Source organism: Butyrivibrio proteoclasticus B316, from assembly GCF_000145035.1.
Taxonomy (GTDB): Bacteria; Bacillota; Clostridia; order Lachnospirales; family Lachnospiraceae; genus Butyrivibrio; species Butyrivibrio proteoclasticus.
In genome coordinates this window covers 76,294-90,308 of record NC_014389.1, presented here as the reverse complement: position 1 = coordinate 90,308, position 14,015 = coordinate 76,294, and the positions used below count along the sequence as shown (strand labels likewise).

General features: G+C 37.2%; 30 protein-coding genes. 29 read left to right on the top strand and 1 reads right to left on the bottom strand.

Annotated features, from left to right (window positions below):
* Nucleotides 1-70: 70 nt before the first annotated feature.
* The 19 genes from BPR_RS20845 (at nt 71) to BPR_RS16920 (ending at nt 7,662) form a co-directional block, all read left to right on the top strand.
* Nucleotides 71-238, top strand: coding sequence for a hypothetical protein (locus BPR_RS20845; protein ID WP_154649893.1), 168 nt, complete (start codon nt 71-73; stop codon nt 236-238).
* Nucleotides 239-305: 67 nt separating this feature from the next.
* A complete protein-coding gene (locus BPR_RS17000; protein ID WP_013282728.1) occupies nt 306-488 on the top strand; it encodes a hypothetical protein in 183 nt (60 codons plus the stop codon).
* Between the two features lie 12 nt (nt 489-500).
* Nucleotides 501-689 (top strand): hypothetical protein, encoded by a 189-nt coding sequence (locus tag BPR_RS16995; protein WP_013282727.1) that lies wholly within the window; start codon nt 501-503, stop codon nt 687-689.
* Between the two features lie 15 nt (nt 690-704).
* Nucleotides 705-1,112 carry a hypothetical protein gene (locus tag BPR_RS16990; protein WP_013282726.1) on the top strand — a complete coding sequence of 136 codons (408 nt, stop codon included), beginning with the start codon at nt 705-707 and terminating at the stop codon, nt 1,110-1,112.
* Between the two features lie 202 nt (nt 1,113-1,314).
* Nucleotides 1,315-1,515, top strand: a complete 201-nt coding sequence (locus tag BPR_RS20470; RefSeq protein ID WP_013282725.1) for a hypothetical protein — start codon at nt 1,315-1,317, stop codon at nt 1,513-1,515.
* 122 nt (nt 1,516-1,637) lie between these two features.
* Nucleotides 1,638-1,859, top strand: coding sequence for a hypothetical protein (locus tag BPR_RS16985; RefSeq protein ID WP_013282724.1), 222 nt, complete (start codon nt 1,638-1,640; stop codon nt 1,857-1,859).
* Nucleotides 1,860-1,927: 68 nt separating this feature from the next.
* A complete protein-coding gene (locus BPR_RS16980) occupies nt 1,928-2,404 on the top strand; it encodes a hypothetical protein (RefSeq protein WP_013282723.1) in 477 nt (158 codons plus the stop codon).
* 177 nt (nt 2,405-2,581) lie between these two features.
* On the top strand, nt 2,582-2,803 hold the full coding sequence (locus BPR_RS16975) for a hypothetical protein (RefSeq protein WP_013282722.1): 222 nt from the start codon (nt 2,582-2,584) through the stop codon (nt 2,801-2,803).
* A gap of 30 nt (nt 2,804-2,833) precedes the next feature.
* A complete protein-coding gene (locus BPR_RS16970; RefSeq protein ID WP_013282721.1) occupies nt 2,834-3,526 on the top strand; it encodes a hypothetical protein in 693 nt (230 codons plus the stop codon).
* Nucleotides 3,527-3,545: 19 nt separating this feature from the next.
* Entirely contained in the window at nt 3,546-4,052 is a 507-nt protein-coding gene (locus BPR_RS16965) for a hypothetical protein (protein WP_013282720.1), read from the top strand.
* A 37-nt stretch (nt 4,053-4,089) separates the two neighbouring features.
* Nucleotides 4,090-4,278 (top strand): hypothetical protein, encoded by a 189-nt coding sequence (locus tag BPR_RS16960; protein WP_013282719.1) that lies wholly within the window; start codon nt 4,090-4,092, stop codon nt 4,276-4,278.
* Between the two features lie 16 nt (nt 4,279-4,294).
* A complete protein-coding gene (locus tag BPR_RS16955; protein WP_013282718.1) occupies nt 4,295-4,501 on the top strand; it encodes a hypothetical protein in 207 nt (68 codons plus the stop codon).
* Nucleotides 4,502-4,602: 101 nt separating this feature from the next.
* Entirely contained in the window at nt 4,603-4,890 is a 288-nt protein-coding gene (locus BPR_RS16950) for a hypothetical protein (RefSeq protein WP_013282717.1), read from the top strand.
* Nucleotides 4,887-5,246, top strand: coding sequence for a hypothetical protein (locus BPR_RS16945; RefSeq protein ID WP_013282716.1), 360 nt, complete (start codon nt 4,887-4,889; stop codon nt 5,244-5,246). The genes BPR_RS16950 and BPR_RS16945 overlap by 4 nt, the downstream gene beginning before the upstream one ends.
* 254 nt (nt 5,247-5,500) lie before the next feature.
* The gene (locus tag BPR_RS16940; RefSeq protein WP_207636506.1) at nt 5,501-5,848 is read left to right on the top strand and encodes a hypothetical protein; all 348 of its coding nucleotides are present in this window, start codon (nt 5,501-5,503) and stop codon (nt 5,846-5,848) included.
* Nucleotides 5,849-5,913: 65 nt separating this feature from the next.
* Nucleotides 5,914-6,354 (top strand): PIN domain-containing protein, encoded by a 441-nt coding sequence (locus tag BPR_RS16935; protein WP_013282714.1) that lies wholly within the window; start codon nt 5,914-5,916, stop codon nt 6,352-6,354.
* Nucleotides 6,351-6,557 carry a hypothetical protein gene (locus BPR_RS16930; RefSeq protein WP_013282713.1) on the top strand — a complete coding sequence of 69 codons (207 nt, stop codon included), beginning with the start codon at nt 6,351-6,353 and terminating at the stop codon, nt 6,555-6,557. The genes BPR_RS16935 and BPR_RS16930 overlap by 4 nt, the downstream gene beginning before the upstream one ends.
* Before the next feature lie 21 nt (nt 6,558-6,578).
* Nucleotides 6,579-6,767: a hypothetical protein gene (locus BPR_RS16925; RefSeq protein ID WP_042258501.1), complete on the top strand. Its 189-nt coding sequence runs from the start codon at nt 6,579-6,581 to the stop codon at nt 6,765-6,767.
* A 106-nt stretch (nt 6,768-6,873) separates the two neighbouring features.
* Nucleotides 6,874-7,662, top strand: coding sequence for a hypothetical protein (locus BPR_RS16920; protein ID WP_013282711.1), 789 nt, complete (start codon nt 6,874-6,876; stop codon nt 7,660-7,662).
* Nucleotides 7,663-7,748: 86 nt separating this feature from the next.
* On the opposite strand, the gene BPR_RS16915 is transcribed toward BPR_RS16920, so the two are convergent.
* Entirely contained in the window at nt 7,749-8,024 is a 276-nt protein-coding gene (locus tag BPR_RS16915; protein WP_013282710.1) for a hypothetical protein, read from the bottom strand.
* Nucleotides 8,025-8,129: 105 nt separating this feature from the next.
* Here BPR_RS16915 and BPR_RS16910 point away from each other — a divergent pair, with 105 nt between their 5' ends.
* From BPR_RS16910 to BPR_RS16870, 10 genes are all read left to right on the top strand, one after another.
* Nucleotides 8,130-9,401, top strand: a complete 1,272-nt coding sequence (locus tag BPR_RS16910) for a hypothetical protein (protein WP_013282709.1) — start codon at nt 8,130-8,132, stop codon at nt 9,399-9,401.
* Between the two features lie 604 nt (nt 9,402-10,005).
* The gene (locus BPR_RS16905) at nt 10,006-10,620 is read left to right on the top strand and encodes a hypothetical protein (protein WP_013282708.1); all 615 of its coding nucleotides are present in this window, start codon (nt 10,006-10,008) and stop codon (nt 10,618-10,620) included.
* Between the two features lie 23 nt (nt 10,621-10,643).
* Nucleotides 10,644-10,769 (top strand): hypothetical protein, encoded by a 126-nt coding sequence (locus BPR_RS21505; RefSeq protein ID WP_275450185.1) that lies wholly within the window; start codon nt 10,644-10,646, stop codon nt 10,767-10,769.
* Between the two features lie 106 nt (nt 10,770-10,875).
* On the top strand, nt 10,876-11,064 hold the full coding sequence (locus BPR_RS16900) for a hypothetical protein (RefSeq protein ID WP_042258500.1): 189 nt from the start codon (nt 10,876-10,878) through the stop codon (nt 11,062-11,064).
* Nucleotides 11,065-11,146: 82 nt separating this feature from the next.
* A complete protein-coding gene (locus BPR_RS16895) occupies nt 11,147-11,533 on the top strand; it encodes a hypothetical protein (protein WP_013282707.1) in 387 nt (128 codons plus the stop codon).
* Between the two features lie 56 nt (nt 11,534-11,589).
* Nucleotides 11,590-11,976 carry a hypothetical protein gene (locus BPR_RS16890; RefSeq protein WP_013282706.1) on the top strand — a complete coding sequence of 129 codons (387 nt, stop codon included), beginning with the start codon at nt 11,590-11,592 and terminating at the stop codon, nt 11,974-11,976.
* Nucleotides 11,977-12,086: 110 nt separating this feature from the next.
* On the top strand, nt 12,087-12,719 hold the full coding sequence (locus BPR_RS16885) for a hypothetical protein (RefSeq protein ID WP_013282705.1): 633 nt from the start codon (nt 12,087-12,089) through the stop codon (nt 12,717-12,719).
* Between the two features lie 12 nt (nt 12,720-12,731).
* Entirely contained in the window at nt 12,732-13,079 is a 348-nt protein-coding gene (locus tag BPR_RS16880) for a hypothetical protein (protein WP_013282704.1), read from the top strand.
* A 15-nt stretch (nt 13,080-13,094) separates the two neighbouring features.
* Entirely contained in the window at nt 13,095-13,451 is a 357-nt protein-coding gene (locus BPR_RS16875; protein ID WP_013282703.1) for a hypothetical protein, read from the top strand.
* A 198-nt stretch (nt 13,452-13,649) separates the two neighbouring features.
* Nucleotides 13,650-13,973 carry a helix-turn-helix domain-containing protein gene (locus BPR_RS16870; protein ID WP_013282702.1) on the top strand — a complete coding sequence of 108 codons (324 nt, stop codon included), beginning with the start codon at nt 13,650-13,652 and terminating at the stop codon, nt 13,971-13,973.
* Nucleotides 13,974-14,015 lie beyond the last annotated feature (42 nt).

Sequence of the window (14,015 nt, the reverse complement as noted above, 5' to 3'; positions counted from 1 at the left end):
GAGAAGAATCAAAAGCATGGTAAATGCCCAAGAGTATGCGAGTTTTGTTTTTACAAAGGAGAAATCGTATATGATGAGAAAGAAGGTTGCAATGTTTATACTTGCAAAAAGAAATGACAGTTATTCCAATAAAACTAAGGTTTCGCCTTTTGTAATAAGGGTTTTTTCGCACGATATTTATAATTATAGGCGCTTCCGGATTCCGGAGGCGCTTTTATTTTACCTGGAATTATTTTGATTAGTGAATGTCATAATATCAGAGTATTTGTAATTTATGTCAGATAAGGAAAGGAAAGTAATAAAAGATGACAAAAGTAATTGTAGTTGTTGAAGGCGGTATGGTAACAAGCGTTTATACAAGAAACAAAAACATCGATGTAGAAGTGCTTGATTTTGATACGCAGTCCTTCGAGGATGATGAACTCAAGGAAATGCGTAAGCGACTGGATGCAATCGAAAAGAGTAAAACGTATAAAGACATACGCTAAGGAGGATAAAAAGTGGCGAGAGGTAAAGACTTCAATAATATGGAAGCTGGCAGATATACAGCGTGTGCATTGTGTGAATACTGTGATACCAAACCAAAATGCAGAGCAACGGGTCTTTGGTATAGTGGTTATCATGATGTACAGGATAATGCACTTAGAAAAACAGGCAAATGCCAGATGTATAAGAAGGCAGAAGAATAAGATAAGGAGATAATTATGAGTTGCAAGTATAGAGTTATGGATAAGTGTAAAGCCAAAGATAATATTAAGGATGCCTTTTGTTTTGGAAAAGATAGTTGTCCATATTATGAGGATGAAGTAGAAACAATCCCAAAAGACGAATATGAAGAACAGGTAAAAATCAACAATAAGCTAGTTAACGACAATGAACAGCTTAGAGCATACATTACCATGATGCAAGCTGACTATAACGCAAGATTAAAGGCTGATATGGTGACTATGCTTGCCGAGTTGAAGTCAGAGATGAAGGAAAAATCTTTTTACTATAAAAGGATTTTTTGTGATAATTGTGATGAAAAGAGAGTTGATTTGATTGAACTAGATGATGTAAATGATATTATTCAAAATAAAATCAATGTTTTAAAAGGAGAAAATAATGAGTGATTGGACGCATGTAGCTGGGAACATTCGTGTAGGCAGATTACGAATGATGACTTGAAAGATATTACAGGCAGCCCTCTGATTTTGATGAGCTTATTGGCAAGGAAGTACTGTTCGATAGTTCTTCAGAGCTTTGGAATGAAGCAAGTGAGCGTCCGGAGAGATTTTTGCCTCTAGGCTCTGAAGGAACACTACAGAAATCTGTGTGGAAAATCCCGATAAATCCTGCATGGCTGCCTATACTGTATCTATTTTTGGGGTTCTGCGTGCTCATGAAGATCCTCATGAGATAACAAAGTGGTTTGGAAAAGTCTGTGACAAGCTTTGGTTCAGAAACGCTGTTATCACTGCAGATAATGAAGTTAACGGCAGTGTAACATATACCTATAAACCAGAAGATATCTAATTTTTATTGAACAAATAGCTCTGTCAGCGTATTGTGCTGGCAGGGCTTTTTATTATATTCAATGTTTCCCATATTTTATAAATACAATAACCAAATGACAGTTAAAGAAAGGAGAATAAGAAATGGGAAAATTCGCTGTAAGAATGATTCAGATGTATGAAGAAGTGGTAATTGTGAACGACACTAGAATTACGACACAAGAGCAGGCTAATAGATTTGCTCGCAAGTATGATCGCGAGGTCGGCATGGACCCTCAGAAAAACATAGGTGTAAAATTCGAGGCCGCCAACATACACGATTATCCATTTGCCATGGAAATCTCATATAAAGACTTGGAGGGCTGATATGAACGCTTAATGAAAATGATTATCAGAACAACGAAATAGACTAATACAAATTGGAGGATTTAAAAATGGCGATCAAGACCATAGGAGAACAGATAACGAATGACAGAGCTATAGACTTATGCATTGCAGCAATTGAATGGGCTATAGAACATAGTGAGCAGATGACACATGACCTTATAAGAGGCATGGGGATCACTTCGGAAGAACTTGAAGATATTGGATATGAAAAGGAACATTTTTCTAGCCTTCATGAAGCTGCAGTTGAAGAGCCCGAAGTAATTATCACTATAGAAGAGCATGTCGCAGCTTTTAAGAAACGCTATAAGTTCGATGGGCATGATAATTTTGAAGATGCAAAGGTATTAAAAGAAATCCAGGAACATATTGATATATGCAAAGCCGAAAACGAAATGCCATCCGAAGATGAGATGGCTAACGTTGTTAAAGAAGCTTTATATCATGCTCAGTACGGAAATACATTTGATCCTGATGATCTGACTAATATCAATGATTACATCAAAAGATTCCCTTGCGGAAGATAAAACTGAATATCAATTTTTAAATAGAAGGAGCAGAATATTCTGCTCCTTTTTTGCTTGCAAAAGATTACAAAATAACAGTTCTATTAGATGTAATCAGTACTTAATATTTATTTAATTTATCAAAATCCATACTAACCATGAATATCATTTAATGTTTGATAAAGAAAGGAGAATAACATGAAAGCAGTTAATATCAAGTGGGAAGTAGATGATGAAGATATCGAGGCAGGAATAGACCTCCCCAGCGAAGTAGACCTTCCTGCAGAAATTGCAGAGGATCCTGACTATAAGAATGCTAAACCAGGAACCTGGCAGTACCAGTCACTGCTTGACAGCGTAGAGAACTACTTGTCAGATGAGTATGGCTTCTGTCATGACGGCTTTGTAATTGAGATATAATCGCCCAGATACAAGGAGAATAAATAAATTATGAATATAACAGACTTTGAAGAAACAAAAAGGCTAAAAGCCAGAAATATGCGCTATAAAAAGCCTATTGCAAAGCATATGAATCTTGATCATATAAAGAATACTTTATATGAGATTCAGGAAGAGTGCGAGAATGTCAGATGGTATGTGGACGGTGATGAAGACAGCCTTGTAAATGCCCTTGACGGCAATGAGGATGAAGCTTCTGAGTTCAGGATGGAGTTTACAAACCTTTGTGCAGAGTGCGACAAGATGCTTGAAGATCTAAACGAACACTGGCTTGATGAAGACTTCGAGGCTATCTTTAATAATTTCTTTGTAGCTATAAAAGCTGACGATGATTATCTTGGCTGGGATAGCTTCGAACAGGATTATTTTGGAATCGAATTTAAGGATATTGCAGAGGAAGAAGCCGGAAAGAAGCTTTTGAGAATGACCAAGGAAAATATTGTATTATACGCAGGCCTGTCATTTAACATTGCCATGAGCTTTATCGGACTGCAGAACAGATATGATAACTTAAAAGCTGCCCTGGATATACTTCGTGATGAAAACACGGGACATATCCAGACAGTAAAACATATTGAAGAGCTTTATGAAAAGATCGAGCATAATCCTATCCTTGGAATCCGAAATGACGAGGAATTTGACAGGTATGCAAATTACCTTCCACCGGAAGCATGGATAGCATAGAAAAAGAACGGAGAATAATATGAGCGAAATGAAAAACAGACTTATGGAAATGCTTAAAAAAGAGGGATTTGGCGGATTTGTAGTTGATTCCTTCGATGAAGCTAAAAATAACAGCAGAAAGAAGAATATTGTCCTTTTAGATGATGGTATCTATGTCACATTCAAGGCAAAAGTAGGTGAGAAAAACAACATATTTGGAGAACTCGTATGCTGGGTAGATGATGAATTTAATGAGGATGAATCAGTTTATACTAGCGCAGTAAATGCTGTTATAGTTCTGTTTACTTATTCTGATGAAGAGCTGGATCAGCATATCGCAGATGATGATCTTGTTGAGAACTTTACTCCATACAACATGACAGAATGGACTGTAAAGAATTTAATTGCAGATAACGAAGAAAACAATATTGAATCTATTACAAGTGATGCCTATGGAAAAGGGTACTATGAGGGATATCACGATGCCCTGGTAGATTTAATGGATAAGCTTGGAATCAAGCATAATGAAGAGATCTACAATAGCTAATAAAGCCTAATTTAAAGAATAAGTATAGGAGAATAACATGGCAAATAAGAAAATTAAAGTGATTATCAATAGTGATGCAGAGCTTCAGGCAATCTACGTGCCAAAAGAGATGAAGGATCTGAAAGTATCCGTTATCGATTACTACGAGGATGAAGATAAGGCTGAAAAGCAGTGGAAGAAGCTTGAAAAAGAAGCTGCTGATGGCAGTATGGTTGCAATCTATTGATAACCAGGAGGAATATATGAGAGATCTTTATAAGGTCTGTATTGAGGACCGCGATGAAGACGGAGATGTTACCAACAGTGATGTAATATTTCCAACTTATGACAGAAATGAAGCTGTCCAGAAGGCTATAGAAGTGAGAGATTCCCATCCTTTTACAGTCATTGAGACATGGGATGAAGAAAACGGAAGCCTTCTCGATACAACACTTGAGTGTCAGTACTGATGATTTATATAACGGAGCACAAGCTGCTCCGTTATTTTTTTTTGTATTTTCCATACTGATAACAAGTATATTTAATGATTGATAATGAAAGGAAATAAGTGATGAGAAAAGATTATAGCTTAAAAATAGGACGGATTCAGATTGATGACGATCGTGATTCTGTTTCAATAACGATTGACAAGGAGAGATATGTAGCTAAAACCTACCCTGGCGCAGGGAGATTATATCACATTACAAAAATGGATGATATAAGCCATAACAACATTGATATTTCAGAAAAAACAAACTGTTTCCCAGCTGGTAAACGCTATGCTATCGACTTTATTCTTTGTTATGCAGGACTGCCTACATATCAGACTCTCGTTAAGAGAGCAAAGGAGGTTGCATGACGACATTAGAAGAATTGAGAGAAGCTATAGGCGAAGAAAATTTTGGAAAGGTTCCTTGCAACAACAAGATCTATATCGATGTAGATTGCAATATAATCAGCATAGGCCTCCCCAAATCGTACCTTAATGGCATGAGAGCAACAGCGAATGAGAGCACTCGTGTACCAGAGTATTTAACTTTTGAGCAGCTTCTTAGGGATGAATTTATCTACACTATATCAGATGGCGAATATGATATTTATGTTCCAAAGGGAACCAGAGTTCCTCTGTGTGAAAATCTTGATGACTGGGAAGTATGTCTGTCGGATAAGATTGAGAACGAGATAAATAAGCTCATAGAAAACACCTGTGCATAAGAGCTCTTAGCACTGCTGTAAGTTTTGACTGCGAAGCATTTAATGATGTTGATGCCGAGGAGTACCCCATGTATGTCGAAGTAAGAAGATTATCTGATGATTTGATTCTAATCTGGGCTAATACAGAGGGTGAACGTGGAACAGATGAACCAAAACCTGACGACCCTTGGAGTGTATAAAAAGAGAATATATAACGGAGCACAAGCTGCTCCGTTATTTTTATTGCCAAAATCCATAATAGTTCCATGAAACTAATGTTAGCTAAAAGAAAGGAAAACAATATGATCACATATGGAATAGCACTTATTGAAAAACCAGGAGAGGATGGTCTTGATAAAGAAGATCTGCAGCTTCTCTATGGACTTGTATCAGGTATCTACAGCAATGGTTCGACTCAGGTTTATCCTATTGAGCTTTCTGCAAGAGAACACGAAAGCAGTGCTATGGGATTTATTACCCCAAAGGCAGCAGAAACTCTGGACTTTGACTACGAAACATCAGGCCTTCATGATTTTGTAGCCTCTATCCTTGATGATATGGAAAAGGAAAGAAAAGATAAGCATTATCAGTTCAAAGGAATTGATATCTATCTTAGCAGGTAACTAGAAGAAACAAGCTGGGAATGATATAATAAAACTGCAAGGTCAAAATAACGAGGAATAAAACCATGAAAATATATTTGGATAACTGTTGCTTCAACAGAATTTTAGATGATCGAAGCTACCCAATAATATACCTTGAAAGAAACTCAGTTATGCTTATTCTTGAACTGGCCGAAGCAAAACGCATAGAAATCATTGGGAGTGAAATGCTAAGAAAAGAAATAAGCGACACTCCTAGTTATATGAAACGAGAAAAACTTGCTTTAATGTACAGTCTTTGTTCGTCCGAAATAAAAGTTACAGAAAACATTGTTGATAGAGCTATAGAAATAAGAGACAATAGCAATATTAGAACAAAAGACAGCATTCATCTTGCCTGCGCTGAAGCGGCAAAAGCGGATGTATTCTTAACAACGGATAAGAAATTTATGAATAATGCTAACAGGATTCCAGCGAAAATCAAGGTTAAGAATCCTACAGAGTGGTTAATGGAGGTAATATCATGATTGCTGAAAGAATAAATGTATTGCCAGATAGTCAGATCCAAACAACAGGAATAAATGCTTTGAAAAACGCATTGGGCGTAACAGGAACATTAAAATTTCTTGAGCAGTTTGATAACGGAGGCGCTGGCGATTACACTCAGGAGAAGTATATCGAAGAAGATACTAGACCGAACAAGGAAGAAATAATGAATATGTTCAGATAACTGAATACAGAGGACAGTAAAATGTATGAATCATTAAGAGAATTTATGAAGCCTGAAATAGAGGCTGAAGTAAAAGCTGCTGTCGACAAGGCTGTTCAAGAGGCTGTAAGCGAAAAGAATGCGGAAATAAGTGAAAAGGATGCGGAAATAAGTGAAAAGGACGCTAGAATTGCTGAGCTTGAAAGACAGCTGGCGCTTGCAACTAAATAATAGAATTAAGCATATAACGGAGCAGGAAACTGCTCCGTTATTTTTATTTACGCGCGCCATAACCTATTTATCTAAACAAATGTCAGATAAATAGAAGGAGAGTAAAATGAAAATTATCAAGATCACAACTTATGGCGGAATGGACTGGCATGATTCAACAGAAAGTAGCAGCTATCTTACAGAAAATGGAAGCTATGATATCGTAGATGCAAACAAAGTAATCGCCAGTTATATCCATTCAAGACTGCTTAAATTCGACAAGGAAGTAAAGGATGCAAATTCAAGCCCTGTTCCATCAGTAGATGAGCTCAAACAGCGTATCGAAGACAAGATGAAGATCTGTCTTAACAAAAGGCTTCAGGAATATGTTGATGGAAGCACAGGACTTAAGGAAGGCTGGTATGAAAATACATTCTGCTATGACCCTGAGGACCAGGAAATAGTAGTAGAATATGCCGGAGGACAGTTTGAATTCCATACCTACATCGATGTAAAGGTAATCCCGGATGCAAATGTCCGCTATCTGGCAGTTGAGAACTTCCTCTGCCCAAATAAAGGCGTGCCTTCAGTTGAGAGATTCTATTCATATCCTGTTAAAAAGCTCCAAGAAGCTCAGAGACTCCTTGATGAATTAAAACTTCACGAGGATATGGGGCGTTCAGAAAAGTACCTGATGATAAGTGATATAGATGAACTTGCTACAAATTCATGGTACGCAGGGAATATCACAGTAATCAACCAGGAAAGGGAACTTGAAAAGCTGTATGAAGAAGATCCTAGATGCGCAGGAGACATTCCATTCGCAATATACCAGACAAGACACATGGACCTTCTTAAGAAAGCTGAAGACGAATGGTTTGATAAAAGACGTCAGATGAGCAGTCTTGCTTTCTAAAGCTAAATTATAAATGCCAGATTGGGAATATTCCTGATCCGGCATTTTTATTTTTACTTTTGCTCATAATATAAATAAAGCCCCGATTAAATATCGGAGCCTTTAGCCTGGATCTCATTCATGAGTGCCTGTACATCGCTTGGATATACATGTGCACCTACTGCAGTGATGTCTGCATAGATCGGGATGTTATTTACGATGGCGTAATCAGGAAGATCTTCTGGATAATCCTCAGAAGCTTCTGCGATTGTGTCGCAGGTTGGATCTATTTTCTTTACTGCATCAAGTACCTCCCCAAGAAGGAAGTTAGGTACTGCAGTATATGTTTTGTTTGGGTTGTATTTAAGAGCTGTATTAAGCATTTGTATTTATTTCCTTTCGATATGTAACTTTCATTTCGATATGAATAATATACCACATACTACCAGCAGCATATTTTTCTGCACAAAATATTAAGGAGATATTTTATGTATATTTGGGAATTTAACACTGAGAGCCACGAAAAGATGTTCGATCAGTCTATTATAGATCTTGGAAAAGACGCTAAAAATACCCTTCAGACTCAGTTTGGAATGAATCTTGGCCATACTGACATCCATTATCTTAATGAGAAGCACCCGTTAAATGTTGATCGTATATTATCGGGAATAGTTAAGGGTGACGGCGGATTTTCATCAGAAGATGAGATGTACCAGTATGTCTCAGAAGCAATGATCAAGGTCTCTGCCCAGATCAAGGACTGGGTTAAAAACAGGGACCTGTGTGATGTTAACATGAAGACAGATCACCTTCAGATTGAGGCTGACGGTAAGCGTTTTGTAGCCAGCGTGAATCTTAATACTGATGTCGGAAGATCTTTCGAAATACAAAACGATGGAACTATCCAGGAGAAAATGGCCAAGACTGTCACCTTTGTCCTTGACGCAGATTGTGATAAAAGGGATCCAAAATATTCGCTTCAGGGATTCTATTTAAAGACAGCTTATCCGGATGTACATGAAAAGCATGCTGAACTTAAATATACGTACAGCAGAGAAGAGTTTGTGGAAGCATTTGAGAACCTGGCAAAGTCATCATCAAGCTTTGATAAGCTCCTTTTTATCATGAGGGACGTGGATCCTAATGTAAAAGCATTTGCAACCCAGAATCCCAGTACGGGAAATAAGGAACTTAAGCTTGTAAGAACCCTGGATGACGGGAGACCATGGTTTACAACATTTATATCTACAGATCACATCAATATAAAAGAATACGATCAGCAGCAAAAGCCTCATAAGATTGACATAGACAGACTTAAAGAAAGATGCCCGGAGTTCGCAAAGCAGGTGCAGAACTGTGCAAAGTACCTGATCCTGATGGAAAAGAACAAGCTTGCAAATCTTGCAAAGACAGCTGGAATCGAAGACGTATCTCTCCAGACTGTAAAAAGACAGAACAGTTTCATCGACCGTTTGCCAAAATACTTAAATGCATCACAGAGTAAGAGGGATATTAACAGGCTCATTATTAAACCCGAAATTCAGTTTAATGACCATACCTGCTCATTTAATGTGAGTTTTGAATCAGATGTTCCTAAGATAACATGTTTTATAGATGGCAAGCACATGCCTCTTAAGGAGCTTAAAGCATCTAGTATGGATAAGATCGCCGGATATGCAGATGATGTAATAAGCACTATCAAGGGATATGATCTTAGCCACAAAGAAAATATTCATTCGCATGATGATACAACACACTAATCAACCTTAATGGCTGCAGATATGAGGTTTACTTATTTTTTCTAGTATTGTACATTATATAGCTGTTAAATTTAATGTCAGTATGAAAGGAGAGAGTAAGAGATGAGAAAGGTTCTGTCTTTTATCGCAATCGCACTCTTTATCGTGTTCACAGCATGATGAGTGGATTATGTACAACCAATATGTAGGCGCCCAGGTATCTTAATGCCGCGGGCGCTTTTTGTATGCAGAAAGCTGTATTTATTGATTCTTATGATTAAAACTTTGATGGAGCTGGAAAATACAAAGCTATGGCCTATTATCAGGAAGATGGCAGTTATATATTTACAAGTTAACTCGAGGCAATGACAAAAACTGATTACGACAATTACCTGCAGGCATCCATAGTGGATACTCCTGAAGAGGAAGCTGCTGCAGACGCATCAAATTCATGATGTTATTGTTTATTATGAGCTCTGGATATCCAGGGCTCTTTTTATTTTGCCCAGAACCTGACATATTAAAGATAAAATTAAGCCGGACGCCACTTACGTTTTATTTTGGCCAGTATTTAACATTATCTAACCATAAGTTATTTAATGTCAGATACAAGGAGGATAACAAAATGGCTAAGAAAACTAAAATGATGTTTCCTAAAGAAAAGCTCGAGTGGCTTAAGGGAAAGCTTGATAAAAAGCACGCAGCTTATAACGTTACTATCGTTGACGAGAATGGGCACATCGAGGAAACTCAGGGAGATTTCCATGAAGATGTAAACGAGTTCTGTGAATGGATCATTGAAATGATAAATGAGATCGAGTGGCCGCAAAAGCCAGACACTCTTACATTCGTAAAACAGTTTGATGTAACGGAAATTGAGTTTGATCACTATCTTGCTGATGAAGGAATAGAGAATAAGGAAAATTGCGCGCCGGCTTGGCAGGAGCTTCCAATGGTAACCATCTTCGTTCCATCTGCAGGTCAGTTAATTCAGATCTCAGAAGGCGAAGGCGGAACAAATCTTTCAAGGGAAGATAGAGAGAAAGGGGATGTAGACTATATCTATTACGCCCAGTTTGATCTTGACTGCCTGGATGATGAAGCAGATGGCGGACAGATCAATAAAAAAGAGTACTTAAGAGATACTTATATGAGCCTTGAAGAAGCAATCCCTGAAGTATTAGAGCTTGCTTACGACGATGCTAAGACACCTTATATCCTTCTTAAGAAGGAAACTTGATTAAAAGACAGGAGGAAACAATCATGAAGTGGATGGTATGTTTTAAAGATGAAAACAATAGAACAGATGTAAGATATTTTGAGCAGGACGGAGAGAGAGCAAAAGCTTTTGCTAAATCTGTAAACGGCTTTGCTTACATGGGGTTCTAAGTAGCACAGGCGGCGCTTCCATTTGGAGGCGCTGCTTTTATTTTGGCTGGAATATAACATAATCTCGATGTTAAAATTAATGTCAGAGTAAGAATGGAGGTTTAAAATGAAGATTTTAGTAGATAGCTTACCATATTACGGAGATTGGTGCCCATTTATGGATAATTGCCCTCAATTTGAATCAGATTGTCCCCGTGACTGGGATAAATATAAAGTCTGTGATGACGAGGAAAATCCCAGGGAATGCTGCTACCTAAAAGAAATTGGTACCTATATGAAGGAGAATGGACGATGATGTATAATCTTATCGAGCGCTATAAACAATCGTCTTTTGAAATTGAGTATCAGGACCTTCCTAAAGAGTAAAGGAGATTATCATGAACGATCTACAAGAAGCTAAACAAGCATTGGTAGACTGCTTTCCAAACAGCTTTATAAACGAAAATAATGAGTTTATAGCAGAAAAAAGAAGCAATCAGTATTTCCTTTTAGGTGACTGCAAAACGCCAAGAGATATTGAATGTAAAGTTCTTGAATGGTTTTCAAGGCCTGCAAGCAAAGGCCAGCCCTATAGCCAAGAGTGGAGAAATAGAAAATTCCGTGAGTTCATGCGAAATGGTGTTAATGCTTTTCTTGACACAGGCTTTTCAGAGGACGAAATGAGAACTATATATCAGCATCTTGGGAATGCTATCAATCATGAAAAGACAATTCTGTTTATTGAAAACGGATATGACTTTGCTGTTTTGCAGGAAAAGAAATGATGTTTAAAGCTAAAACAGATATATCGCTTTTGCAAATTTGAATATGAGGACAGAATATGATAAAAGAATCCATGTTTTATTATCCGGATGAGATACGCAAGAGCTTAGATTTGATATTAAATAAAGGTTTTTGCTGTCATACATATATGAAAGCTGCAAAGGAATATAATGCTATTGTCGGCAAATTGTTAGAAGGAGATAGAATAGCGTTATGGGTTTTACTGCTGGATGTAAGTCCGTATTATCCTGATGGTAGCGATTATTCTTATGTTAAACTAGCCGATTGCGTAAAGGCTATAAAGAATAGGCACGCTGTATCAGACAAAATACCTTTCGTTCCTTGTAGCGAAGAAACTTTATCATGCATAAAGAAAGACAATTACTTATTACCTTTACATAAAGTTGATAAGAACAGGGATTTTAGTTGGTACAATAAAAACTAAATAATTATAAACTAAGGCGTCGTTGCATTTGCAGCGGCGTTTTTATTTTGTCTGACGTTAACCATTATTTATTCATATTACAAAATGTCAGTTAAAGAAAGGAGAAATATATGACTCAGCGCGAAATATACCTGCGCCAGAACATCAAGGACGCAGAGAAAGCAATGAAAAATGCAAAGCAGGATAAAGAAAGGCTTGAAAAACAGATCGAAGAGCTTGAAACCAAAATCAAAAGCTACGAAAAAGCAATTATCCAGGATCAGAGCGTTGTCGTAACGGTAAAGTACCTGATTGAAACCATCTGGAATAAGTATTATCCGGAATGGGAAGGAAAAGCACAGGGACCTACAGACGATAACTATTATGAGTATCTTATCGCAGATATAAGTTGTATCTGTAATGACGTAAAGTTCCAGCTTAATGAGACTATTAACGATATAGCAGATATCATCAAAAAGACTTACTATGGCGACGAGATAATGAAGCATATAAATTGGGATAAGATCAGAAGAGAAGCTATGGTCTATAGAGATTTTGAGACTGCCTTGAAAGACGTAAAGAAAGGATATGAGCTTTCCGGTATTTTACACTATAGCCTAAATGAGTATGCCATATCAGAGCTTGCAAGACTCCACAAAGCTAGCAAGCATAGGGCGAAGATCGAACAGCTCCTTACTGATATGAACTATCATGATGAATACTGCGCATTCAGAGAAAAGAACTACGAAGAATATATAAAATAATAGGAGAGTAAAATGGATAAGAAGGTCAAAGACATGTCTGCAGAGGATTTCCTTAGAGAATATAATGAACAATTCGAGTTCATTAAAAAAGATAGGCTCTTATTTATCCCAAAACCATCCGAGGAAGATGTTGAAGAAGCCAGAACAAGAGCTTACAACTTCTTTTTAGATGAAGATGGGATTGAAGGATTTCCAAAGAAAGAACGTGTTGTATGGACAGTTGGCCGCATCCTTAGCGAAGCAAAACATTCAAATGATTCACTTAAGGATACATTTGAATGGTATAATGAAAATTGCAAGGATGAAGCTGATTATAAAGAAGTAAGAGCAACTCTTCACAGACTTGCTTTTGAAGAATAAGGAGAATAATAAACCATGAAGAAATATAGATTTGCTGAGACAGAAAAGTTTGCAAGACAGATATCTGATAACTGGAAATTATATGCAAATAAAGAAGGTTTTAAGTGCCTTGATCTTTCATCTAGTCAGATGGAAGGATATAGCCTTGTATTTTCTATAAGACTTGCCCCAGGATTTACAGACAGACTTATGATCACCCTTTTAAACAAAGAGGCCAAGATATCATACCTGGATGCTACTATTTCTGATACTACATTCCAGAGCCTTGCATATGTGCTTGATGCAATGCTTGGATATGCAAGAGATGTGATGAGCTGCGTTATCAGAGAAGATGAAAAAGTCGATATAAGCATTTCTGCAGTTGATAATTGATTTTTATAATCCTCATGCTAAATTAGCATGAGGATTTTTTATGTTCAGAGCGATTTCTCTGACATTATATATAACAAATGGAAACATATTTGGAAATTATTAACCAAACGTTTAATCATTTAAAAATACTCTTGATTTTATAAAGCAAATCTATATACTAAGGTGAGTATCAGAATATCGAAGGAGTAAAAATAAGGTATGAATATCAGAGCCAGAGAGACTGGGATAAGGATAAGGTTGCAGTTGGAACTAATTGGTAAAACGCAAAGAGAACTTGCAAAGGATGCAGGGATTACCGAAGTGTCATTGTCAAGGTATATTACAGGCGACAGAGAGCCAAAGGGGACTGTCCTTCTTAACCTTGCAAAAGCTCTTGGAACAACCACGGATTATCTCCTTGGTCTTGACATAAAAGGGGATTTTGATAGTGAATATTTAAGGGCAAAAGCATGGGTAGCAAGAAATGCATCAAGGATGACTATAGAACAAAAGGCGGATCTTGCCTCAAAAGTATTTAGCTGACATTATTTTGGCTTAAACAAACCATTATCCGAATGTTAAACA

Bases quoted from the DNA above. Each gene is read 5' to 3' on its own strand.
- BPR_RS20845 (WP_154649893.1), top strand. From the start codon at position 71: ATGATGAGAAAGAAGGTTGCAATGTTTATACTTGCAAAAAGAAATGAC.
- BPR_RS17000 (WP_013282728.1), top strand. From the start codon at position 306: ATGACAAAAGTAATTGTAGTTGTTGAAGGCGGTATGGTAACAAGCGTT.
- BPR_RS16990 (WP_013282726.1), top strand. From the start codon at position 705: ATGAGTTGCAAGTATAGAGTTATGGATAAGTGTAAAGCCAAAGATAAT.
- BPR_RS16985 (WP_013282724.1), top strand. From the start codon at position 1,638: ATGGGAAAATTCGCTGTAAGAATGATTCAGATGTATGAAGAAGTGGTA.
- BPR_RS16980 (WP_013282723.1), top strand. From the start codon at position 1,928: ATGGCGATCAAGACCATAGGAGAACAGATAACGAATGACAGAGCTATA.
- BPR_RS16975 (WP_013282722.1), top strand. From the start codon at position 2,582: ATGAAAGCAGTTAATATCAAGTGGGAAGTAGATGATGAAGATATCGAG.
- BPR_RS16970 (WP_013282721.1), top strand. From the start codon at position 2,834: ATGAATATAACAGACTTTGAAGAAACAAAAAGGCTAAAAGCCAGAAAT.
- BPR_RS16965 (WP_013282720.1), top strand. From the start codon at position 3,546: ATGAGCGAAATGAAAAACAGACTTATGGAAATGCTTAAAAAAGAGGGA.
- BPR_RS16960 (WP_013282719.1), top strand. From the start codon at position 4,090: ATGGCAAATAAGAAAATTAAAGTGATTATCAATAGTGATGCAGAGCTT.
- BPR_RS16955 (WP_013282718.1), top strand. From the start codon at position 4,295: ATGAGAGATCTTTATAAGGTCTGTATTGAGGACCGCGATGAAGACGGA.
- BPR_RS16950 (WP_013282717.1), top strand. From the start codon at position 4,603: ATGAGAAAAGATTATAGCTTAAAAATAGGACGGATTCAGATTGATGAC.
- BPR_RS16945 (WP_013282716.1), top strand. From the start codon at position 4,887: ATGACGACATTAGAAGAATTGAGAGAAGCTATAGGCGAAGAAAATTTT.
- BPR_RS16940 (WP_207636506.1), top strand. From the start codon at position 5,501: ATGTTAGCTAAAAGAAAGGAAAACAATATGATCACATATGGAATAGCA.
- BPR_RS16935 (WP_013282714.1), top strand. From the start codon at position 5,914: ATGAAAATATATTTGGATAACTGTTGCTTCAACAGAATTTTAGATGAT.
- BPR_RS16930 (WP_013282713.1), top strand. From the start codon at position 6,351: ATGATTGCTGAAAGAATAAATGTATTGCCAGATAGTCAGATCCAAACA.
- BPR_RS16925 (WP_042258501.1), top strand. From the start codon at position 6,579: ATGTATGAATCATTAAGAGAATTTATGAAGCCTGAAATAGAGGCTGAA.
- BPR_RS16920 (WP_013282711.1), top strand. From the start codon at position 6,874: ATGAAAATTATCAAGATCACAACTTATGGCGGAATGGACTGGCATGAT.
- BPR_RS16915 (WP_013282710.1), bottom strand. From the start codon at position 8,024: ATGCTTAATACAGCTCTTAAATACAACCCAAACAAAACATATACTGCA.
- BPR_RS16910 (WP_013282709.1), top strand. From the start codon at position 8,130: ATGTATATTTGGGAATTTAACACTGAGAGCCACGAAAAGATGTTCGAT.
- BPR_RS16905 (WP_013282708.1), top strand. From the start codon at position 10,006: ATGGCTAAGAAAACTAAAATGATGTTTCCTAAAGAAAAGCTCGAGTGG.
- BPR_RS21505 (WP_275450185.1), top strand. From the start codon at position 10,644: ATGAAGTGGATGGTATGTTTTAAAGATGAAAACAATAGAACAGATGTA.
- BPR_RS16900 (WP_042258500.1), top strand. From the start codon at position 10,876: ATGAAGATTTTAGTAGATAGCTTACCATATTACGGAGATTGGTGCCCA.
- BPR_RS16895 (WP_013282707.1), top strand. From the start codon at position 11,147: ATGAACGATCTACAAGAAGCTAAACAAGCATTGGTAGACTGCTTTCCA.
- BPR_RS16890 (WP_013282706.1), top strand. From the start codon at position 11,590: ATGATAAAAGAATCCATGTTTTATTATCCGGATGAGATACGCAAGAGC.
- BPR_RS16885 (WP_013282705.1), top strand. From the start codon at position 12,087: ATGACTCAGCGCGAAATATACCTGCGCCAGAACATCAAGGACGCAGAG.
- BPR_RS16880 (WP_013282704.1), top strand. From the start codon at position 12,732: ATGGATAAGAAGGTCAAAGACATGTCTGCAGAGGATTTCCTTAGAGAA.
- BPR_RS16875 (WP_013282703.1), top strand. From the start codon at position 13,095: ATGAAGAAATATAGATTTGCTGAGACAGAAAAGTTTGCAAGACAGATA.
- BPR_RS16870 (WP_013282702.1), top strand. From the start codon at position 13,650: ATGAATATCAGAGCCAGAGAGACTGGGATAAGGATAAGGTTGCAGTTG.